This window comes from Vibrio alginolyticus NBRC 15630 = ATCC 17749 (genome assembly GCF_000354175.2).
Classification (GTDB): Bacteria; Pseudomonadota; Gammaproteobacteria; order Enterobacterales; family Vibrionaceae; genus Vibrio; species Vibrio alginolyticus.
Map to the genome: position 1 here is coordinate 605,139 of NC_022359.1, position 18,463 is coordinate 623,601.

The following is an 18,463-nucleotide window of genomic DNA, read 5'->3' on the forward strand; positions in this document are numbered from 1 at the left end:
AGGTGCAAGAATATGTGACTTCATATGTTCACAGACACTTTGCTGAGAGAGTCGTTATTAGCAGTGCATTCAGTGGCATATTTGCATGATGTTGCATTTTGCAAATGCAGTTTGCGAAATTAATGGTTAATAAAGCAACGATATGCATCTGGATCTACTAAAAAACGGCTTTTTTAAAGTTGGCACGCATCGTGCTTTACTTATAGTGACCCTTATTAAGCCGAGGGTCACCTAGCCAACTGACGTTGTTAGTGAATACAAATTGTTCACAAGTATATACCGCCAATCACGTATATTGTGATTGGCGTTTTTTCTTTCTAAAGACCGATGATATTCACGTCGTTGCGCGTCTCATCAGCTTCTCCGCACTTGCTGTAACAACTAGGTTGTCTTGGACAAACCGCCCCTCTGGAGCAGATCAACCTTGCTTGGGTTTGAATCCCGCGCTCTATCCAGTTGATGTTTAATATCTTAGCGATAGTCGTTAAGTCTTTTTTGATGTGGGGAGGAATAACACTACTTCCGCCGGAAGCGACACAAAGGGACTTAAGTTCTTCCGCTATGGAAACGGCATCGCCACCTTGTGCAGAAATGGCAGGGTTAAGATCAATACCGGCACATAGCACGCGATTATTCCCCGCAGGATCAAATACGTTAACCGATTCGCAGCAGTAGATACGTGGCTCGTCGCCAACATTTAAAATCGAAATTTGCGCTGAACTGGTATCCAAAGGCTGGGAAAGGCGTCGGAATACGGCCCAGTGCTGGCAAGGGTCGTTCACTTTGCGCATGTTGCCCCAAGGCAATGGAATACCATTTCCGCGATACACGGCTTTTAACTTGCCAGGGCCATAGGCATCAAAATAGTGCCAATGAGGGTAAGGCGAGACCACCGTCATGCGACGCATTGCAACGGAAGGAGAAACCCCCGCCTTTTTGTGAACATCAATCTCGTAACCAGAACGGTCAAGCAACTGACGAAAGGGTACTTTGGGGCAGAGTAGGGCACCGGCAAAGAAGCTGGACTCAAAATCACGCCAAGCTTGCAGGATATCTTGCGAATTGAGTTCAGAGTTCGACACAGGGCTGTCCATTTGCTCCCAATTGTTTTGATGCCCGATAGATAAAACGTTATTCATTGCATCGCTGCTATGGAGCACTCGATGGCCGATATATACCGCCAAGTCATACTTCAATCGGGTTGGATAGTCACGCATTCGTTTATTGAGATAAATAGTCCCAGGTGGCTCCATGAAAGACGTAATCAACTGTTTGGCGCTGACGCCCAGTTCATCAATCACATCTTGTGGCGCTCGGTCTACCCAGCGAATATCCAACCCCATACTCTTTGCAATGTCGATCAGATCTTCCACTGACAGATTAAGTCGCTTTAAGCCCACTTCTTCCGCTGCCCGTTCTAAGTCTGGGAAATGGTTTTGGTGGTTCTCTTGGTGTGCGCGGATCAGTAAGTGGGCGAATTGACGCCCTGTGATACCTGTTTGGGAGAGCATTTCTGGTATCGCGATTTGAAGAATATCATTGGAGAACAGGAAGCTCGGCTCCAGCGCCATGCCACTAATCCCACCACGATTCCCTTTGTTGGGTGTGATGGCTTCTAATTCGGGTTCATCATCTAAAAACCACGCAGGATCTTTTTGAAAAACTTCCGCGATCACTTCGAGCATATCGATACTCGGTACGCGTTTTCCGCGCTCAATCATCGAAAGGTAAGAAACCGAAGGAGCGTACTCTGGATTAATTCTTACACAACGGGCAGATAAATCCTCCATCGTTAAATGGTTGTTTTTTCTTAGATTACGAATTTTCGTACCAAGAAAATGAGACTGACGAATAAGGCTTTTTGACACAGACATTTTGTAAAATTCACATTGTAAAATTTTTGTTGTGAAATTGTAGTCAATATTTCGCTAGTCTACATAATGAGCAGGCAAGGAAATTAACCATCCACTTCACAGAATTGCCTGAAACTTAAATAAAGGATTTAAGTTTTTACTCTAGGACGAGTTTTTAAGTGCGAGGATATGACGATGAATATGCTGAACTTCGATAAAAAAGAGATGCAACAACAACAACGCCCATTTATCGCTGAAGCCGTATTTGCCGTCGAAGCGGTAAGTGCCGAGCAGCAGAGTGAGAAACAAGTAAAAGCGAAGCAACTGCTTGACCGCATGTTCCCATTGGAGAACGGGTCGCACCAAGACGTATCAAGTTACGTAATTGATTATCGCCATGTATTGGCTTACTTCAAAGACGGTACGCATAGCGGCCTGAAAAGTCCGAAACATTTTGTGGCGTACACTGGTGAAAAGGAAGATCCAAAGTCGATTTTGTTTAAAGATGATTCGGGCAATCATGTAGAAGTGCTGTTTGGCTGTCACAAAGGCACTGGTTGCGTGGAATTAGTGGACATTGACGATATTCAATTGGAAACTCGCACGACGTTTCATCCTGAACTAACTGGCAATGCACCAACCGCGATGCGCCATTGGATAAGCCTAATCAAAGGCGACAAAAAAGGTAAGCCGATGGCATGCAGTGAAGATAAAGAATATACCGCAAAAAATGGTGACGACTACATTCTAAGTTACTGTTACAGCGTCGATTAAGATACTCATGATTGGATACAAAAACCCCGCACTTTACAGCGCGGGGTTTTCTTTTTCATCATAAAAGTCGTTTTCGCTTAGCCAGTTTATTTAAATTGGCATCACGCGGTTACGACCGAGTTGTTTTGCTTCATAAAGCTGTTTATCGGCTTTATTGATTAAGGCTTCAGGCGTATCACCAGGCTCAAACTCTGCCACCCCAAAAGAAGCGGTAATGCTGTGAACTTGTGTGCCTGAGCGCTTATCTCTGATACGCAGTTTTTCTATCATGCGGCGTAGTGTGTCTGCATATTGGCGAGCAATTCGCAGAGATTTGTTAGGTACAATTAACGCGAATTCTTCACCACCAAAACGGTACGCACATATCCCATCTCGACAACTTTGTTGTAGCCGGCGGGCAATGGCTTTTAATACTGTATCGCCAAAAAGGTGCCCGTAATTGTCGTTAAATGATTTGAAATGATCGATATCAAGCATGATCAAGGTCATTGCCTGATTTGATGCAATAAGTGAAGAGAGATCTTTGTCAAATGCTCGGCGGTTGTATAGGTTTGACAAACCATCGAACAACGCATCTTGCTGTACTTCAGCCAGTTGGTTTTTGAGGCGAGAAATTTCTTCACTCGCGTTAGTCAATTGGCTATTCAAAAACTTTGTTGAGTGACGAATTTCGTGTGACTCTGCGACAAGTTGACGAATCACTACCATCACTTCTTCAATGCTTAGGCTATTGTCCTCAACTTTTTCCAGTTTATTAAAGCTTTTGTCTACCATCTCAGAAAAGGAGGAAGTATCTGAAATTGTATCGCTCATTGAACTGGATACTTCATGTAGCAGAACTTCTACATTGGTTCTAAGATCTTCAAGGCTGGTTTCTGCTTTGCTGGCCACATAGTTGTTGTAAAGCTGTTTATTGGTTGCTGGCGGGCAAATACCGTAGTTTTCTAACACCGTGTCTAACTCAAAGTTGAGTTCTGGAATGGTCTTGTCAACGTAGGTATACCAAAGCGCGTAGTTGGCTGGCGTGGCAGCAACATGGTTTTTGATCATCAGTGGGACCGCTTTTTTTAAATTAGCGGTTGATTTCTTAAACTCGTCGGTCATTTCTGCGATGGTACTAGCAAAATGGGATTGGGCTTAGATTAACGGATATTAACTAATGTCGCTTTAATTTTTATCACTTTTGCATGGTTTATATAGAAAATGAGTGATTAAGATCGTGATCAATACCGTTGGATTCAAATTTTATAAAATATCAGTATGAAACATGTACAGGAATTTGGTGGTATTGCGTGTTTTGAGATATCCAGCAAATGAATTCCGTGTGAACGTTAGTAACCTAATGATCGTCAAACTCTCGTTTTCGTATAAAAGCAAGTAAATCAAAAGGCTTAACGTCAGGGTCTCCGTGAAAAGAACTCGTAGACGAAGAATTAACATCTGAGGGTGCGAATTGAAAAAGAAAATAGGACTTTATTGGTTCACGAACGACTTGCGATTGCACGACAACCCACTGTTGAAAAGCGCCAGTGTAGAAATGGACGAGTTAATTTGCTTGTATTGCTACCCTTCAATGACGCCTTACTTGCATCACTTTGCGCAGGAAGCCTCTTTCGGGCGCGCGAAATTGCAGTTTCTCGACTCATCGCTTAGTGAACTCAATCAATCTTTGAATCACCTTGGTCAGCGATTATGGGCGGTTGAACTAACGCCCGATCAAGCAATCAAGTATGCTGTTAATCGCTTCGGCGTCACACATATATATGCTGACGCTTTTCCCGGTTCGGATGAGCAACAAGCGTTAGGTCGCGTAGCTGAAGGCGCTTCTCATGTAAAAATAAAACAGCAAGCAATCCGGACCCTGTTAAGGGAAGAACAACTGCCATTTGACTTGAGCAAACTGCCTACGACTTTCACGCAGTTTAGAAAGCAAGTTGAAAGTTTAGACATCTCTCGGCCCCACGAGAGTATCCGTTCGTTACCTCCAATTCCTTTAGGTGTGAATCTGCCTTCCGTTACTGCATATTACTTTGACACAAAAGCTACGTTTCATGGTGGAGAAAGCCGCGGGCTTGAACATTGTCGCCAGTATTTTGCTTCCACACTAGCCAGTGAATACAAACAAACACGCAACGGTTTAGATGGCATGGATTACTCCACCAAGTTCTCTCCTTGGTTAGCTAATGGGTGCGTTTCTCCGAAAACCATTTATGCCATGTTGAAACGCTATGAAGCCGCGAATGGTGCAAATGATTCAACCTATTGGATTTATTTCGAGCTGCTTTGGCGTGAATACTTTTATTGGTATGCCCGTCGACACAAGCGACAGCTCTTCCGATTCGGTGGCATCCAAAATCGAGCACCACTCACCAGCTTTTACGCGCACCGTTTCCAACAATGGAAGAAAGGTGAAACGCCATTTCCTATCGTCAATGCGTGTATGCACCAACTTAATGAAACCGGTTATATGTCGAATCGTGGCAGACAGTTAGTCGCCAGTTGTTTGGTGCATGAACTTGGCCTCGATTGGCGTTATGGCGCGGCGTACTTTGAGTCACAACTGGTTGATTACGATGTGGCATCAAACTGGGGAAATTGGCAATACCTAGCGGGCGTTGGTGCTGATCCGCGTGGTTCACGACAATTCAACCTCGAAAAGCAAACCGAAATGTACGATCCGCACATGGAGTTCATCGATAGGTGGCAAGGTCGTTGTCCTGGCGCGCATTTGGATAGTGTAGACATGGTCGATTGGCCGATTGTGATGGGCAGCAGTGACAAAGCTTCGTCATCGGAGAAACCGTAATGCAATTTGAAACCGTACGATTGATCTTGGGCGATCAACTTAACAGTGAGCACTCTTGGTTTCAGCAACCTGATGAGCAAGTGCTTTACCTGATTGCGGAGCTCAAGCAAGAGAATACTTACGTCACGCATCATATTCAGAAAGTGTGTGCGTTCTTTTCTGCAATGGAACAGTTTGCAAAAGAGCGTCAGAGTGAAGGTCACCAAGTTCTGCACCTCACATTGGATGACACACAATCCTTCGACGATCTTGAGCAAGTCTTGCAACACTACGCGAGTGAAGTTGGTGCAAGTAAGTTTGAATATCAACGCCCGGATGAATACCGTCTGCTAGAGCAGTTAGCCAAATTAAAGCTTGATGGGGTCGTGACGCGTTGTGTCGATTCGGAGCACTTTTTGTTACCGTTTGAGGAAATAGAATCGCAGTTTCCTCAAGGCAAACACATCATGATGGAGCACTTTTACCGCCGTATGCGCAAGCGCTTCGACATCTTGATGCAAGACGGAAAGCCTATCGGCGGAAAATGGAATTACGATGCCAATAATCGTAACAAGCTCAAAGCCAAAGACATTGAACAACTTCCACAACCTTTGATGTTCAGTACCGACGTCCACGGCATTATTGAGCGGTTGGCAGAACATGACATCAAAACCATCGGAAACCTCGAAGGAGACTTGTTGTGGCCGATCAATCGCGCGCAAAGCCTCTCTTTACTCGCGCATTTCTGCCAAGTCTGTCTGCCGTTATTCGGACGTTTTCAAGATGCCATGACAGGCCAGCACGACGCTAAGTGGAGCTTGTATCACAGCCGAATTTCATTCTCGCTTAACAGCAAATTACTGCACCCGGGAGAAGTCATTGATGCTTCACTCAAGGCATTTCATTCCAACGCGGACATCGACATTTCTCAAGTTGAAGGGTTTATTCGCCAAATCTTAGGATGGCGAGAGTACATTCGAGGGGTCTATTGGGCGAACATGCCTCATTACCCGAAAAACAACGAATTGGGCGCAGAAAGAAAGCTGCCAGATTTCTTCTGGAATGGTGAAACTAAAATGGCTTGTATGCGCAATGCGATTGGGCAGTCCCTCGATTACGCCTACGCACACCACATCCAACGTTTGATGGTCACTGGTAACTTTTGCTTGCTAACCGAGATCGACCCAGATCAAGTGGATGAGTGGTATCTCGGTATCTATGTTGATGCGATTGAATGGGTCGAAATGCCGAACACACGTGGCATGGCATTGTTTGCGGATGGCGGCATTGTTGGCACCAAACCTTACGCGGCGAGTGGTTCTTACATCAACAAAATGAGCGACTACTGTAAGGGTTGCCATTACGACAATAAGGCGAGGAGTGGGGAAGGATCGTGTCCGTTTAACAGCCTTTATTGGCGCTTTATGAACAAACACGACAAGCGCCTCGCAGCCAATCCACGAATCGGGATGATTTTCCGCTCTTGGGACAACATGGAAGAACAACAACGCCAAGCGATTCTTGATACCGCAGAGCACTACATAGAAAACGTGGAGAACTTGTGATGGAAATACTCATCGTCGGTGGCAATGGTGGAATTGGTTTGGCGATGGTGAGAGAAGCCGCAGCTCGGTTTCCTCAAGCTCGCGTGCATGCCACTTATCGTAAGCAGCAACCAGATTGGCAACACCCAAATGTCGTTTGGCATCAAGTGGATGTATCGCAAGACGAGCAGGTAAAAGCGTTCAGTGAGCAGATTGAACACGTCGATTGGTTGGTGAACTGTGTTGGTATGTTGCACACCCAAGAGAAAGGTCCTGAGAAGAATCTTAGCTCGCTCGACGCAGACTTCTTTCAGCAAACCATCACGGTTAATACTTTGCCAAGTTTGCTGTTGGCGAAATACTTCACGCCCAAGCTAAAGCGCAGTACTGCACCCAAGTTTGCGACCATTTCGGCCAAAGTTGGCAGCATTAGCGATAATCAGCTCGGTGGTTGGTACAGCTATCGAGCATCGAAAGCCGCATTAAACATGTTCCTAAAAACCATGTCGATCGAATGGCAAAGAGTGGTCAAACATGGCACGGTGCTTTCACTTCACCCTGGCACCACAGATACCGCTTTGTCGGCACCTTTTCAAACCAATGTCCCAGAGGGAAAGTTGTTCACGCCAGAGCGAGTTGCTAAGGATTTATTAGGCTTGATAGAAAAAGCAACCCCGCAAGATAGCGGGGCGTTTTGGGCTTATGATGGGACGTTATTACCTTGGTAAGAGAACGCGTACAAACGTTAATACAAATGAAATAACATACTCCAGAGAGGGTCGGAGTGACCTACGTTTTCGTTGATTTATTTCTTCGGCAACGCTCAGAACAATAAACGATTTCCTCCCAATTTCGCGCCCACTTCTTTCTCCAAGAAAATGGGCGCTGACAGACCGGACAGACTTTCATGGGAAGGTTGGATTTAAAACCTTTCATCGCGCTGATTGTTCACTCCTAATTTGGTTAAAACGGTGGTTTAGCTACTTATCAAATAGGTACAGGTAATCGCCGTAGCCTAAACTCGCCATCTTGTTCACAGGTACAAATTTCATCGCAGCAGAGTTCATACAATAGCGTAATCCCGTCGGCTTCGGACCATCTTTAAACACATGACCTAGGTGTGAATCACCAAACTTACTGCGGATCTCCGTTCTAGGGTAGAGCAGTTTATAATCGGTTTTCTCCACGATGTAACCCGGGTTAATTGGTCGAGTAAAGCTTGGCCAACCTGTGCCAGATTTGTATTTATCAGTAGAAGAAAATAGCGGTTCACCGGTCACAATATCCACATAAATTCCCGCTTCTTTGTTGTCCCAGTATTCATTATCAAACGGACGCTCCGTGCCTTCTTCTTGCGTCACGTAATACTGTAGCTCTGTTAAGTTTGATTTGATTTCAGACTGAGCAGGTTTACTGTACGCTTTCACTTTCGAAAGCAGCTTTTTTTCTTCAATCAACTGTCGAAGTGTTTTAGGACTTTCTTTTCGATCTTCACCAAATACTTCGTCGAGATATTTATCGCGACCTGATGCGTAGCGGTAGTATTTGTACTTCAAGCTACTCTTCTTGTAGTAATCCTGATGGTACGACTCCGCAGGGTAAAACTTTTCAAACTCGATCAGCTCTGTTTTCAACGGTTTTGGATAGATCATCGCCTTGTCGATTTCCATCATAAACTGCTTAGCAATCTGCTTTTGCTCCGCATTATGGTAGAAGATCGCTGGACGGTATTGAGGACCACGGTCAACAAATGAACCTTTATCGTCGGTAGGGTCGATATGACGGAAGAAGTAGTCCAGCACTTGCTCGTAGTTCACGACAGCAGGATCGTACTTCACCTCAATCACTTCAATATGACCAGATTTACCAGAAGAGACTTGGCGGTAAGTCGGGTTTTCAATATGACCACCTGAATAACCTGATACAACATCGATTACGCCGGGCAGTTGCTCTAAATCCGATTCTGTACACCAGAAACAACCGCCAGCTAGCGTTGCGATTCTTGTATTCTCTGAAGCCTTCAGCTTATCCATCGTATCGGCGGTACCTGTTTTACTCAATAGTAGAAACAAGACTGGAAGTGCGAAGGAGAAACCGGCCAATAACTTAGACATATTCTTCATAGCTACCTCATCGTTATTTTTGTAGAAAGTGTTACTTAAATAAAAAGTGTTACGTATAGAGAAAGGTAACCGAGCGAAAAAATTACAGTAATGTTGAAAATTCCGTTGCCCTTTTATGCGATAGAGCTAAAGTATCGACAAGAAACACACCGCTAGTAAGGGCAACGATGCCTTGAATAAGCGATGCTAAATGAGGTAAATCATGCAAGCTGAAGTTAAATGGATAGAAGATTTTAAATTCCTTGGGCAATCTCAGTCGGGCCACTCCGTAGTGATGGATGGCAATGGTGGTGCAACCGCACCAAGCCCAATGGAAATGGTACTAATGGCTGCTGGTGGCTGTAGCTCTGTCGATGTTGTTGATGGTTTGAAAACAGCAGGCCAAAAGGTTTCGTCAGTTAATGCCAAGCTAACCACAGAGCGTCGTGAAACCGCACCGCGTATCTTTACGCAAGTGAATATCCACTTTGAAGTGTCAGGTGACGAGCTTGACCCAGAAGTCGTAGCAAAAGTGGTGGCTGACTCGCTAGAAAAATACTGCTCGGTTTGCTTAATGCTAGGCGAAGGTGTTGAGATGACCCACAGTTGGGAAATTGTGTAAGTTGACAGACTCCACAAAATATAAAAACAGGAAAGAGAAAAGTCCGGGCTTTTCTCTTTTTTTATTTCGCAGTTCACGTACCTTGTGAAGAATCTGAAAGCAGTAATTGCAGGTTGTAGGAGTCTTCCAGTGACAGAACTAGAAAAAATGATGTCTGGCCAGGTCTTTGATGGCATGGACAAAGAAATTGACGCCATTAGAAGCCATGCTCTTCAAGCACTTAGAGCACTTAATAATAACACCGACGAAAGTCAGCGCGACGAATTGCAAAAGCAGCTATTTGGCAAGGTAGGCCGTTGTATTGTCCAGTCCCCTTTTCATTGTGAATTTGGTAAGACCATCGAAATAGGTGAAGAAACCTTTATCAACATGAACGTGGTCATGCTCGATGGTGCCAAAATTACCATCGGGAACCACGTGCTCATTGGACCGAGCGTGCAATTTTATACCGCTTCTCATTCTGTTGATTACCGAAGTCGTCGGCGTTGGGAAACGTTTTGTAAACCTATCACGATTGAAGATGATGTGTGGATTGGCGGAAATTCGGTCATTAACCAAGGTGTGACGATTGGTGCTCGCTCGGTTATTGCGGCGAACTCGGTAGTCAACCATGATGTGCCGCCAGATTGTCTATACGGAGGCACGCCAGCTAAGTTGATTCGTCGTCTCAACGAAGAAGAGTAGAGGTTAGTATGCAATAACTCTGGCGATTAGAGAGTTCAGACTGAGCTCTCTTCGTCGAGTACATCGTTATATTTTAATGTTAATTCCTCACTCAATTGCTAAAAGAACGGCACCAATTGATAAAGTCAGGGCAACGACAACAGAGTTAACAATGATAATACCCAGTAATAGAATCGACAAATAACGATACCATTTTGGTACTTCTCTAGAAATATTAGGTAATTTTCGCTTTTCACCTGAGCTAGGTTGAACGATTAAACGAACAAACATCAATGTTCGGAAAAATGCGTAAGGCCACCCTGTGAATAAAGAAAGCTCAAATTCATTAAAATATGGTTTTTTAAAATAGTTCCCAACAATCTCCTTCGGCATCAGAAAGTGCATGACACCGATAGAAATGGTTTGTAAGAAAATAATAATCACACCAGTCATTAAAGTGTAAAAAAGAAATGTGATTACTTGCTGCATATAGACTCTATTCCAGTACTAGCGACTAAGTTTGGCTTGCTTTCAATTGAATTATAAAAGCTTTTTGCCACTTTACCGGATGCATAACCTACAGCCGTTGAACCGGCAGCGAGTACAATGGCAGTCCCCCAGCCAATAGGGTTTGATACTAAAAATAGACCGACTAACGCGCTGGTACCCATTCCTACAGCTGTGCTAGTTATTGACTCAACAAAAATTTCATTCTTCTCATGTTGGTCTTGTGTATTCGCAATCTGAATGCAGGAAGCCGTCAGACCAACACCGACTAAAACATGTCCGCCCACTTTAGATGCTTGAGCTATTTTATTCAGTTTTTCGGCTTGTTTAACTATATGAGCATTCGCAGGTAACCCTCCACTTCGAGCTATGCGAATAGACTGGTGAGTCGTTTTGTTGCCAAATAGCAGCTTTTCCATAGGGCCAACATTTTTCTTTAGTAGGTCTAAATGTTTTTTACGTCGACCATCATATTGTCCTTTACTTATTACTCCGTTTTTATAGTTTGCGTAAAGGTCGTTGATGTTCTCAATGAGCTTAATATTTCCTTTACTCATCAAGTTCCCTGTAGCACCCATCAAGGTACCTCCTGGAATAGTAATCATATTGGCGTTGTTTTCCAGCCATGCCAACGCCCAAAACATGTCAGCATGTTGCGGTGGAACTTGATTTGAGATTGATTTTGGAGGTTGATTGTAGCTGAGAAGATTGGGAGGCAAAACTTTATGGGGAGGAGAGCTGGGCATTTGAGGTTTAGACGCTGGGTAGGTCCCTAGCTTCGCGATACTTTTAGGAGGTAACGCATTGTTACTTTGAGTTTTAAGTTGAGAGCTTGATTTGGGTAGAGCTGATAACCAAATGATATCGCCTGCTCTAATGCGGTTAGGATCTGAAATATGCTTGTTTAATGTCATTATATGAGTCAGTACCATCTGATAGTCCTTGCTACCATATGGAGCACCATACATGTTTAATATAATAGGTGATAAGTTATCATGACTTTTATTTTATACTTAAAAGATCCCGACACAGAGCACCTCTAGCTAATAATTTATTTGTATAGATATTAACAAGAAACTATATTTAAAAATTTTATTTTTTTGCATTCTAGACTTTCATTTTAAAAAGCCATAAATTAGCTGATGTATTTATTATTTGTGTGAAATTCTTAATGTTATTTACATTTAAAGTGTGACATTAGACTTAATTGGATAGGTAAAGGTCATACATGATCTGCTAATGATAAAAAACCTGCGATAAAAAATACAAGCGCTAACATTGTAGAGTTTATGATAATTACCCATATTAAAATGAAGGATAATAGACGGTACCACCTAGGCACCTCTTGGGATACATCGGGTAACTTTCGTTTTTTACCTGAGTTAGGTTGAACGATTAAACGAACAAACATCAATGTTCGGAAAAATGCGTAAGGCCAACCTGTAAATAGAGCTAGTTCGAAAGTGTTAAAATAAGGTTCTTTAAAGTAGCTATTGACAATGTCTTTTGGCATTAAAAGGTGCATGATACCTATAAAGAATGTTTGAAAAAAAATAACTAATACACCAGAGAACATTAAGTATCCAATAATGTTCCAGATCAATTGCATATTGCACCTATCCTTATAATAAACCGATGCTTTTTCAAAGGTTTTATCCTAATTTTTATCATGAAGAAATAAAGAGACTAACAGATAACCTATATCTTAGCTATGAATGTAAGGGCGTTTTGAAGGAGTGTCGAGAACGAAAATAAGAACTATTTTATTGATTTTTATGTAAATATAGTTGGTCGTGTATAAAATGGATAACGTGTAATGGCGAGATGTAAGCCTTGCACAACTAACAAAGGTTGGTTAAACAAGGCTAATAGTCGGTTATGGATGAATAACGATTTGTTGCTCCTCAGTCATCACAAGTGTCGCTTTGCTTTGTTCGATAAGTTGGGCAGCATAAGAAGGGGTAACGGCCTGCATATCACCTTTAGATCGAAGAGTTAAAGACTCCCACGCTTGATCTCGATATTTCCCTGCTTGGGTGTATTGAATCAGTACTTTCATAGCTTCACGCTCCGGTGTGGTTGACGTGCTACTTAAGTTAACGATCTTAGGTTGGTTGCGCATCTGTTAAAAATGAAACATTAGTTTAACCAAATGTGCCTTTCCAAATATCGCGCATTGAGCAGAGCAATTTAGAATCCTTGTGATGGAGGGATGAAAAACACTCAATCTTTCGATTCATACTGCGCAATATAATGTTTGAGAGATTTGGTTTCCGCACTCTGAAACTCTTCATCGTGCATACGCAGTGCTTGGATACGGTCGAGGCGGAACTGGCGGTAGTCATCGCGCAATTCGCACCAGGCGACCAGCGTCCAGACTTTGCCCCAAAAGAACTGGCCTAACGGTTGGATTTTTCTCTCGGTCACCTGTCCGCTTTCATCTTGGTAATCCAAACTGACCTTAAACTGATGATCAATCGCGTGGCGCAGAAGCTGCCCTCGTTTGGCAGTCTCGGATTGGGTGTGATAATCGGGCACAATCAGCGGACAATCTTCCACTTGTTGTTTGAGCTTATCGGGCAATACCGAAAGTATTTTGGTGGACGCAGAGTGAGACGCTTCGGCAAGTTCGGCATCCGACCAGGCTCGAACCATCCGCATACCCAGTTCAAGCGCCATCATCTCTTTTTCTGAGAACATCAAAGGCGGCAGATGAGAGCCAGCTTGCAGCAGGTAGCCGACACCTGCTTCACCTTGAATCGGAACACCAGAACTGAGCAACGACTGAATATCGCGATAAATCGTACGTTCGCTAACTTCCATTCTTTCTGCGAGCTCTTTCGCTGTCACGGCGTAACGCTTTGCGCGCAGAAGCGTCAGTAGCTCAAACAGTCGTTCTGATTTGCTCATGATGTTCCTTATCTAGACCTACTGGTTGTTAGTGGTAGTGTGGCTGATTACTTCTCTAGCTCACTGCACATTTTTAAGTTGTGATGTTTAAGCTCGAAGCTTTCGCAGTCAATCATTGATAACAGAGGCTGAAATTCAACGGCTTGCTTAATCTGTTTTCCCGCCTGTTTTGCATCGTCCATTGAACGCCAGTAAATGATGTCTGTCCACACATCGTGCGTCGCTTCGTGACTGAGCGATCGGTACAAAAAGCCCGGCAGATTCTTCACAAACGTTTGTGACTGTTTGGCAGCGGCGATCACGTCTTGCTCTGTTGTGCCTGCGGTTAGACGAAATTGCACAGTTTCGATAACGGTTTCCATATTGTGATTCCTTATTGGTTTTGGCGGATTGCCTGTTGAGTTCCAAATAAGGTTACGCGGATGGAATGTCAGAACATGTCAGTAGTGAAATCTCACTCACTTATCATCAATATGGTTATTTTTCTGGGCTGATGTAACGATCCCAGTAAGGTAAATCTGTACCGAGTTTTTCGCTGATAAAATCGATAAAGGCTCTTACTTTCAACGGCATGTGCTTGCGCTCAGGAAAAACCGCATAAATGGCGTGTTCTGGTAGAGAATACTCTTCCATCACCGGTTTTAGATTTCCTGCGGCAAAGTCTCTTCCTGCAATAAATGTTGGCAGTTGAGCAATGCCCGAACCTCTTAACAGCAACTGGCGAATGGCTTCGCTGTTATTGACGATAAAGTTTCCTTTTGGAAGCACCTTGTATTCGCTGCCGTTGTTGATGAACATCCATTCGACGCCGCCACGGAAATAGGAGTAGCGCAGGCAGTTGTGACTGACTAAATCACTTGGTTTTTGTGGTGTTCCAAACTCCGCTAAGTAATCTGGCGAGGCACAAAGCACACTTTTACAAGGGGCGAGACGTTTTGCGATTAGATTGGAAGAGGTGAGTTCACCAATACGGATCCCCAAATCAAAACCGTCTTTAACCAAATCGACCATTTTGTCTTCGAGGTTTAAATCCACTTCAATTTTCGGGTAACGAGCGAGAAACTCGCTGATCAAAGGCGCGATATGCAGTACACCGAAAGACATCGGCACGGTAATTTTGAGCCGACCTTGTGGAGAGCCTTGCAGTTCCGATACCGCGTCTACGCCTTGCTGGGCTAGGTTGAGCGCTTGAGAGGCGTACTCAAAATAGCGTTCTCCTGCTTCGGTCAGGCTCAGCTTACGCGTAGTTCGATTAAGGAGACGAATGCCCAAATCATCTTCTAGTTGGTTGATGCGTTTGCTGATCGCCGATTTCGTCAGATTCAGCTGTTTGGCCGCAAGGGAAAAGCTGCCGCATTCGACAACAGCAACAAAAACGGGCAGGGAGGCAATCGCGTTCACATCAATCTCCTATTATCGTGAAGCATTTATTGTTGAGCACAAGGATACAATTAATTTCCAATTATAGAGATTATCTTCAAGAAGAAAACAATCTAGACTATGCACCAGTATTACGACCTTGATTTTGGGAAGAAGAAAATGAAGTACGATTGGATCCTGTTTGACGCTGACGAAACCTTATTCCACTTTGATGCTTTCAAAGGTTTGCAGCTTATGTTTTCTCGCAAAGGCGTAGATTTTACTGAACAAGATTTTGCTCATTACCAAACCGTAAACAAACCGCTTTGGGTGGATTACCAAGACGGCAAAGTAACGGCAGATGAGCTAAAACATAAGCGTTTTACCGAGTGGGCTGAGAAGTTGAATACTACAACAGCAGATCTCAACAGCGCATTTTTAGAAGCGATGGCCGATATTTGCAGCTTGTTGCCAGGTGCAAAAGAGCTGATGGAAGCGCTGCAAGGCAAAGCTAAAATGGGCATCATCACCAACGGTTTTACAGAGTTGCAAGCAATTCGCCTTGAGCGCACAGGGATGACTGAGTACTTCGATAAAGTGGTGATCTCTGAACAAGTGGGCGTAGCAAAACCGGACTTAGGTATTTTTGAATACGCGATGCAGCAAATGGGCAACCCATGCAAAACGCGCGTACTGATGGTGGGTGACAACCTGCATTCCGATATTCTGGGTGGTAATAATTTTGGTATTGAAACTTGCTGGTTAAATACCACAGGCGCAAGCGTCGATGAGCGTATCGCACCAAATTACACCGTTGAGTCTTTGAGTGAACTAAAGAACATTTTGGTGGCGTAACCGAATCGGGTATTATTCCGCAGTAACCCTCAGAAAAATCAAGGAATAACCATGTCAGACATCAAACAGTTAGACAGCAAAGTCGTTTACCAGAATAAGTGGATGACGGTGCGTGAGGACAAAATTTTACGTCCGAGCGGCGCAGAGGGCATCTATGGTGTGGTCGACAAACCTGATTGTGCTGCGATTCTGGCTATCGATAACGGGATGATTCACTTGGTTCAGCAGTACCGTTACACCGTAGGTCAACGTTGTTGGGAGATCCCACAAGGGGCGTGGGAATCAAACCCAGATGCGGATCATCTTGAGCTTGCCAAAGGCGAGCTGCGTGAAGAAACGGGCATGCAGGCGAGCGCAATGGCGTATGTCGGCGCGCAGTTTATCGCATACGGCTTTTTGAATCAGACATGTCACGTCTACTTCGCCACTGATTTAACGGACGTGGGCAATCAACTCGACAGTGAAGAAGAGGATTTGATCACTCGCGCTTTTTCTGTTGAGGAGTTCGAACAGATGATGATCGACGGCACGATCAAAGATTGTGTCACCATCGCCGCTTATGGTTTGGCGAAGCTGAAGAAATTCATTTAGTTATCCATGACGATTTTTTAATGAAAACAGCGGCCTAGTGCCGCTGTTTTTAGTTTGGGTGAGTTCGTTGAGCCATCGCTTACTCGTCGATTTTCTTACCTAAGATTTCCACTTGCGCTTTTTTGGTCACTCCCGCGACTTGCAGCGCTGTGCTGCCAACCGATTCATAGTTCAACTCGATCTTGTCTAATTTCGCGTTATCTTTTGTTGGTAGGCTTAAACTTCTTGATGACATGCCTTTAGTCAGAACACCTAAACTGTCGAACGTCTTTTCCTGACCATCTTTCATGATTACTTTAACGCTTTTCAGATCGACCGTACCTTGCGTACATTTGATTTTGATGTGGCTAAAACGAGCGTTAGCAAATGGGGACAGTGGATTGACTGTGTCGGTTTCCGATTTAAAACTGACGGTCTTATCTGCAATCTTGTCCCAATCGTTGTCTCCAGCAACCGATTGGAAAGAGGCCACAGCCGCTAAAAGACAGAGTGCGATGGTGTTGAACAGTTTCATAGCTTTTCCTTACCTTAGGTTTAGATATTCTGTTTAATCAGTTCGATGACGTGTGTGACTTCGTCTTGAGTTAAAGCCCCTTCTTTCACGAATAAAATTTCGCCTTGTTTATTTTGTACGATAATCGCAGAACTTTCTTGCTGCAGATCCCAAGTTGTTGCTAATACGCCATTTTTGTCTAACACCATGGAAGACCAAGAGAATGTCTTTTTGCTGTCCTCTGCCGACGATTTTACAAATGTACCGGTTCCCCAAATGGCGTCTTCTTGGTTGATCACGGTTGTGGTCTGATACTGATCTTCAGGAAAGTGAGCGGCAGTGATTGCTGACATCAGCGGCGCGTTCATCTCTTTGGCTTTACTACGACCTGCAATGGCTTGTATCACACGGACTTTGCCTAACATCTGCTGAGTTGCCCAAGGTTGATAAGCCACATCGTCTCCTTGCAGCGTCATTTCGCCATAGGTATCAATGCTGACGGAAGGGGTGGTTTGACCGACAGAAAGGTTATGAGAGAAGGCGAATGTCGGGGCGAGTGCGAGTAAGAGTGACAGAACAGATGGAGTTTTCATTGGGGGTTCCTGTAACGAAGTGAGGTTAGAGCGAATCAAAATAAGGGGCAAATACGATGCCCCTTATCGGATGTGGCGTTTAGTTAGAAAGTACAACGCGCGCATTTAGCGGTTGCAGCGGACGATTGTTTTGTCCCATGACTTCCATCAGTTTCGCGGCTTGATCTTTGGATAAGGTTTGAGTGTCTTTAAGCACAAACCAGCGCACACCTTCTGAACATGGTGGTGTGGTTAAAGAGCCGTTAAATCGATAGTAGTTTGCAGTTTTTGGCAGTAAGTCGTTAATCTCAAACGTATCTTTAAAGAAGGTGGTTTGATTCTCTTGTGGGATTGCGTTGATCAGTTTAGACAGCGCTGCGTTTTGATCGCCAGCATCAAACATCACCGAAATTACCGCCAACTCGCCGTCTGCGTTGGCGTGTACAAAGTGCGCTTCAAGTGGATATTGGCGGCCTTTGATTTGGTTTTCTGAAGGTGTGTGGAAATGGAACTGTTGCAGCTCGAACGTCTCGCCATCGATGGTGAAGCTGTTACGTCCGTTCACTTGCGCTTGCAGCGTATGACCATTGTTGGTTAAACCAATGACCTGACCAGTGTACGAAAGGTTCAGTGCTTCCAGTTTTGCATCGGCTGGGTTGTCGATGTTGATTGGGCTTTGGTTTTTCGTGGTTGCGCAGTCTTTGGCGATTTCTCCCCAGTGCTCTGGCCCGTGTTTGTCATTGCCATAGCCCCATTCTGAAGCCTGAGCCGCGCCTAGAGTGAGAAGTGAGAGTGAAAAAGCAAGTAGTGTTTTGTTCATAATAATGTCTCTG

Annotated in this window: 21 protein-coding genes; 8 read left to right on the forward strand and 13 right to left on the reverse strand. The window is 44.2% G+C overall.

What is annotated here, in order from left to right:
• Positions 1-317: 317 nt before the first annotated feature.
• Positions 318-1,874 (reverse strand): DUF3612 domain-containing protein, encoded by a 1,557-nt coding sequence (locus N646_RS18045; protein WP_017819729.1) that lies wholly within the window; start codon positions 1,872-1,874, stop codon positions 318-320.
• A gap of 174 nt (positions 1,875-2,048) precedes the next feature.
• Here N646_RS18045 and N646_RS18050 point away from each other — a divergent pair, with 174 nt between their 5' ends.
• On the forward strand, positions 2,049-2,627 hold the full coding sequence (locus N646_RS18050) for an aldolase/citrate lyase/malate synthase family protein (protein ID WP_005374156.1): 579 nt from the start codon (positions 2,049-2,051) through the stop codon (positions 2,625-2,627).
• A gap of 90 nt (positions 2,628-2,717) precedes the next feature.
• Here N646_RS18050 and gefA read toward each other — a convergent pair whose 3' ends face one another.
• Positions 2,718-3,731, reverse strand: coding sequence for a diguanylate cyclase GefA (gene gefA, locus N646_RS18055; RefSeq protein WP_005374150.1), 1,014 nt, complete (start codon positions 3,729-3,731; stop codon positions 2,718-2,720).
• Between the two features lie 349 nt (positions 3,732-4,080).
• Between gefA and N646_RS18060 the strand changes: the two genes are divergently transcribed.
• Genes N646_RS18060 through N646_RS18070 form a run of 3 tightly spaced genes read left to right on the forward strand, consistent with a single transcriptional unit; the run spans position 4,081 to position 7,684 of the window.
• The gene (locus tag N646_RS18060; RefSeq protein ID WP_021035912.1) at positions 4,081-5,433 is read left to right on the forward strand and encodes a DASH family cryptochrome; all 1,353 of its coding nucleotides are present in this window, start codon (positions 4,081-4,083) and stop codon (positions 5,431-5,433) included.
• Positions 5,433-6,977 (forward strand): cryptochrome/photolyase family protein, encoded by a 1,545-nt coding sequence (locus N646_RS18065; RefSeq protein WP_017819731.1) that lies wholly within the window; start codon positions 5,433-5,435, stop codon positions 6,975-6,977. Before N646_RS18060 ends, N646_RS18065 begins: the two co-directional genes overlap by 1 nt.
• Positions 6,977-7,684: an SDR family oxidoreductase gene (locus N646_RS18070; protein WP_017819732.1), complete on the forward strand. Its 708-nt coding sequence runs from the start codon at positions 6,977-6,979 to the stop codon at positions 7,682-7,684. Before N646_RS18065 ends, N646_RS18070 begins: the two co-directional genes overlap by 1 nt.
• A gap of 61 nt (positions 7,685-7,745) precedes the next feature.
• On the opposite strand, the gene N646_RS23915 is transcribed toward N646_RS18070, so the two are convergent.
• Both N646_RS23915 and msrB read right to left on the reverse strand, forming a co-directional pair.
• Entirely contained in the window at positions 7,746-7,892 is a 147-nt protein-coding gene (locus N646_RS23915; protein ID WP_005374142.1) for a DUF2256 domain-containing protein, read from the reverse strand.
• A 44-nt stretch (positions 7,893-7,936) separates the two neighbouring features.
• On the reverse strand, positions 7,937-9,079 hold the full coding sequence (msrB, locus tag N646_RS18075) for a peptide-methionine (R)-S-oxide reductase MsrB (protein ID WP_005374134.1): 1,143 nt from the start codon (positions 9,077-9,079) through the stop codon (positions 7,937-7,939).
• 202 nt (positions 9,080-9,281) lie between these two features.
• Here msrB and N646_RS18080 point away from each other — a divergent pair, with 202 nt between their 5' ends.
• Positions 9,282-9,680 (forward strand): OsmC family protein, encoded by a 399-nt coding sequence (locus N646_RS18080; RefSeq protein ID WP_017819733.1) that lies wholly within the window; start codon positions 9,282-9,284, stop codon positions 9,678-9,680.
• Positions 9,681-9,809: 129 nt separating this feature from the next.
• Entirely contained in the window at positions 9,810-10,364 is a 555-nt protein-coding gene (locus N646_RS18085; protein ID WP_017819734.1) for a sugar O-acetyltransferase, read from the forward strand.
• Positions 10,365-10,451: 87 nt separating this feature from the next.
• On the opposite strand, the gene N646_RS18090 is transcribed toward N646_RS18085, so the two are convergent.
• The 6 genes from N646_RS18090 to N646_RS18120 all read right to left on the reverse strand — a co-directional run bounded on the left by N646_RS18090 (position 10,452) and on the right by N646_RS18120 (position 15,161).
• On the reverse strand, positions 10,452-10,832 hold the full coding sequence (locus N646_RS18090; RefSeq protein WP_017819735.1) for a hypothetical protein: 381 nt from the start codon (positions 10,830-10,832) through the stop codon (positions 10,452-10,454).
• Positions 10,820-11,782 carry a glycine zipper family protein gene (locus N646_RS18095; RefSeq protein WP_017819736.1) on the reverse strand — a complete coding sequence of 321 codons (963 nt, stop codon included), beginning with the start codon at positions 11,780-11,782 and terminating at the stop codon, positions 10,820-10,822. Before N646_RS18095 ends, N646_RS18090 begins: the two co-directional genes overlap by 13 nt.
• Before the next feature lie 944 nt (positions 11,783-12,726).
• A complete protein-coding gene (locus tag N646_RS18105; RefSeq protein WP_021035913.1) occupies positions 12,727-12,909 on the reverse strand; it encodes a hypothetical protein in 183 nt (60 codons plus the stop codon).
• Between the two features lie 164 nt (positions 12,910-13,073).
• Positions 13,074-13,760 (reverse strand): helix-turn-helix transcriptional regulator, encoded by a 687-nt coding sequence (locus N646_RS18110; protein ID WP_005497912.1) that lies wholly within the window; start codon positions 13,758-13,760, stop codon positions 13,074-13,076.
• Positions 13,761-13,807: 47 nt separating this feature from the next.
• Complete coding sequence (locus tag N646_RS18115; protein ID WP_017819739.1) at positions 13,808-14,122, reverse strand: hypothetical protein; 315 nt, start codon at positions 14,120-14,122, stop codon at positions 13,808-13,810.
• Positions 14,123-14,237: 115 nt separating this feature from the next.
• Entirely contained in the window at positions 14,238-15,161 is a 924-nt protein-coding gene (locus N646_RS18120; protein ID WP_017819740.1) for a LysR family transcriptional regulator, read from the reverse strand.
• Between the two features lie 138 nt (positions 15,162-15,299).
• Here N646_RS18120 and yjjG point away from each other — a divergent pair, with 138 nt between their 5' ends.
• Positions 15,300-15,974, forward strand: coding sequence for a pyrimidine 5'-nucleotidase (yjjG, locus tag N646_RS18125; protein WP_005374109.1), 675 nt, complete (start codon positions 15,300-15,302; stop codon positions 15,972-15,974).
• Positions 15,975-16,025: 51 nt separating this feature from the next.
• Complete coding sequence (locus N646_RS18130) at positions 16,026-16,565, forward strand: NUDIX domain-containing protein (protein ID WP_017635078.1); 540 nt, start codon at positions 16,026-16,028, stop codon at positions 16,563-16,565.
• 79 nt (positions 16,566-16,644) lie between these two features.
• Here N646_RS18130 and N646_RS18135 read toward each other — a convergent pair whose 3' ends face one another.
• The 3 genes from N646_RS18135 to N646_RS18145 all read right to left on the reverse strand — a co-directional run bounded on the left by N646_RS18135 (position 16,645) and on the right by N646_RS18145 (position 18,450).
• On the reverse strand, positions 16,645-17,079 hold the full coding sequence (locus N646_RS18135; protein WP_005480927.1) for a hypothetical protein: 435 nt from the start codon (positions 17,077-17,079) through the stop codon (positions 16,645-16,647).
• 20 nt (positions 17,080-17,099) lie between these two features.
• Positions 17,100-17,651 carry a YtfJ family protein gene (locus N646_RS18140; RefSeq protein ID WP_005480925.1) on the reverse strand — a complete coding sequence of 184 codons (552 nt, stop codon included), beginning with the start codon at positions 17,649-17,651 and terminating at the stop codon, positions 17,100-17,102.
• A gap of 79 nt (positions 17,652-17,730) precedes the next feature.
• Positions 17,731-18,450 carry a carbonic anhydrase gene (locus tag N646_RS18145; RefSeq protein ID WP_017819741.1) on the reverse strand — a complete coding sequence of 240 codons (720 nt, stop codon included), beginning with the start codon at positions 18,448-18,450 and terminating at the stop codon, positions 17,731-17,733.
• Between the last annotated feature and the right edge of the window lie 13 nt (positions 18,451-18,463).

What these genes read in the sequence shown, in the direction of transcription:
- N646_RS23915 (WP_005374142.1), bottom strand. Translation starts at nt 7,892, where the DNA reads ATGAAAGGTTTTAAATCCAACCTTCCCATGAAAGTCTGTCCGGTCTGT.
- gefA (WP_005374150.1), bottom strand. Translation starts at nt 3,731, where the DNA reads ATGACCGACGAGTTTAAGAAATCAACCGCTAATTTAAAAAAAGCGGTC.
- N646_RS18130 (WP_017635078.1), top strand. Translation starts at nt 16,026, where the DNA reads ATGTCAGACATCAAACAGTTAGACAGCAAAGTCGTTTACCAGAATAAG.
- N646_RS18090 (WP_017819735.1), bottom strand. Translation starts at nt 10,832, where the DNA reads ATGCAGCAAGTAATCACATTTCTTTTTTACACTTTAATGACTGGTGTG.
- N646_RS18065 (WP_017819731.1), top strand. Translation starts at nt 5,433, where the DNA reads ATGCAATTTGAAACCGTACGATTGATCTTGGGCGATCAACTTAACAGT.
- yjjG (WP_005374109.1), top strand. Translation starts at nt 15,300, where the DNA reads ATGAAGTACGATTGGATCCTGTTTGACGCTGACGAAACCTTATTCCAC.
- N646_RS18080 (WP_017819733.1), top strand. Translation starts at nt 9,282, where the DNA reads ATGCAAGCTGAAGTTAAATGGATAGAAGATTTTAAATTCCTTGGGCAA.
- N646_RS18105 (WP_021035913.1), bottom strand. Translation starts at nt 12,909, where the DNA reads ATGAAAGTACTGATTCAATACACCCAAGCAGGGAAATATCGAGATCAA.
- N646_RS18145 (WP_017819741.1), bottom strand. Translation starts at nt 18,450, where the DNA reads ATGAACAAAACACTACTTGCTTTTTCACTCTCACTTCTCACTCTAGGC.
- N646_RS18140 (WP_005480925.1), bottom strand. Translation starts at nt 17,651, where the DNA reads ATGAAAACTCCATCTGTTCTGTCACTCTTACTCGCACTCGCCCCGACA.
- N646_RS18135 (WP_005480927.1), bottom strand. Translation starts at nt 17,079, where the DNA reads ATGAAACTGTTCAACACCATCGCACTCTGTCTTTTAGCGGCTGTGGCC.
- N646_RS18070 (WP_017819732.1), top strand. Translation starts at nt 6,977, where the DNA reads ATGGAAATACTCATCGTCGGTGGCAATGGTGGAATTGGTTTGGCGATG.
- N646_RS18115 (WP_017819739.1), bottom strand. Translation starts at nt 14,122, where the DNA reads ATGGAAACCGTTATCGAAACTGTGCAATTTCGTCTAACCGCAGGCACA.
- msrB (WP_005374134.1), bottom strand. Translation starts at nt 9,079, where the DNA reads ATGAAGAATATGTCTAAGTTATTGGCCGGTTTCTCCTTCGCACTTCCA.
- N646_RS18110 (WP_005497912.1), bottom strand. Translation starts at nt 13,760, where the DNA reads ATGAGCAAATCAGAACGACTGTTTGAGCTACTGACGCTTCTGCGCGCA.
- N646_RS18050 (WP_005374156.1), top strand. Translation starts at nt 2,049, where the DNA reads ATGAATATGCTGAACTTCGATAAAAAAGAGATGCAACAACAACAACGC.
- N646_RS18095 (WP_017819736.1), bottom strand. Translation starts at nt 11,782, where the DNA reads ATGGTACTGACTCATATAATGACATTAAACAAGCATATTTCAGATCCT.
- N646_RS18045 (WP_017819729.1), bottom strand. Translation starts at nt 1,874, where the DNA reads ATGTCTGTGTCAAAAAGCCTTATTCGTCAGTCTCATTTTCTTGGTACG.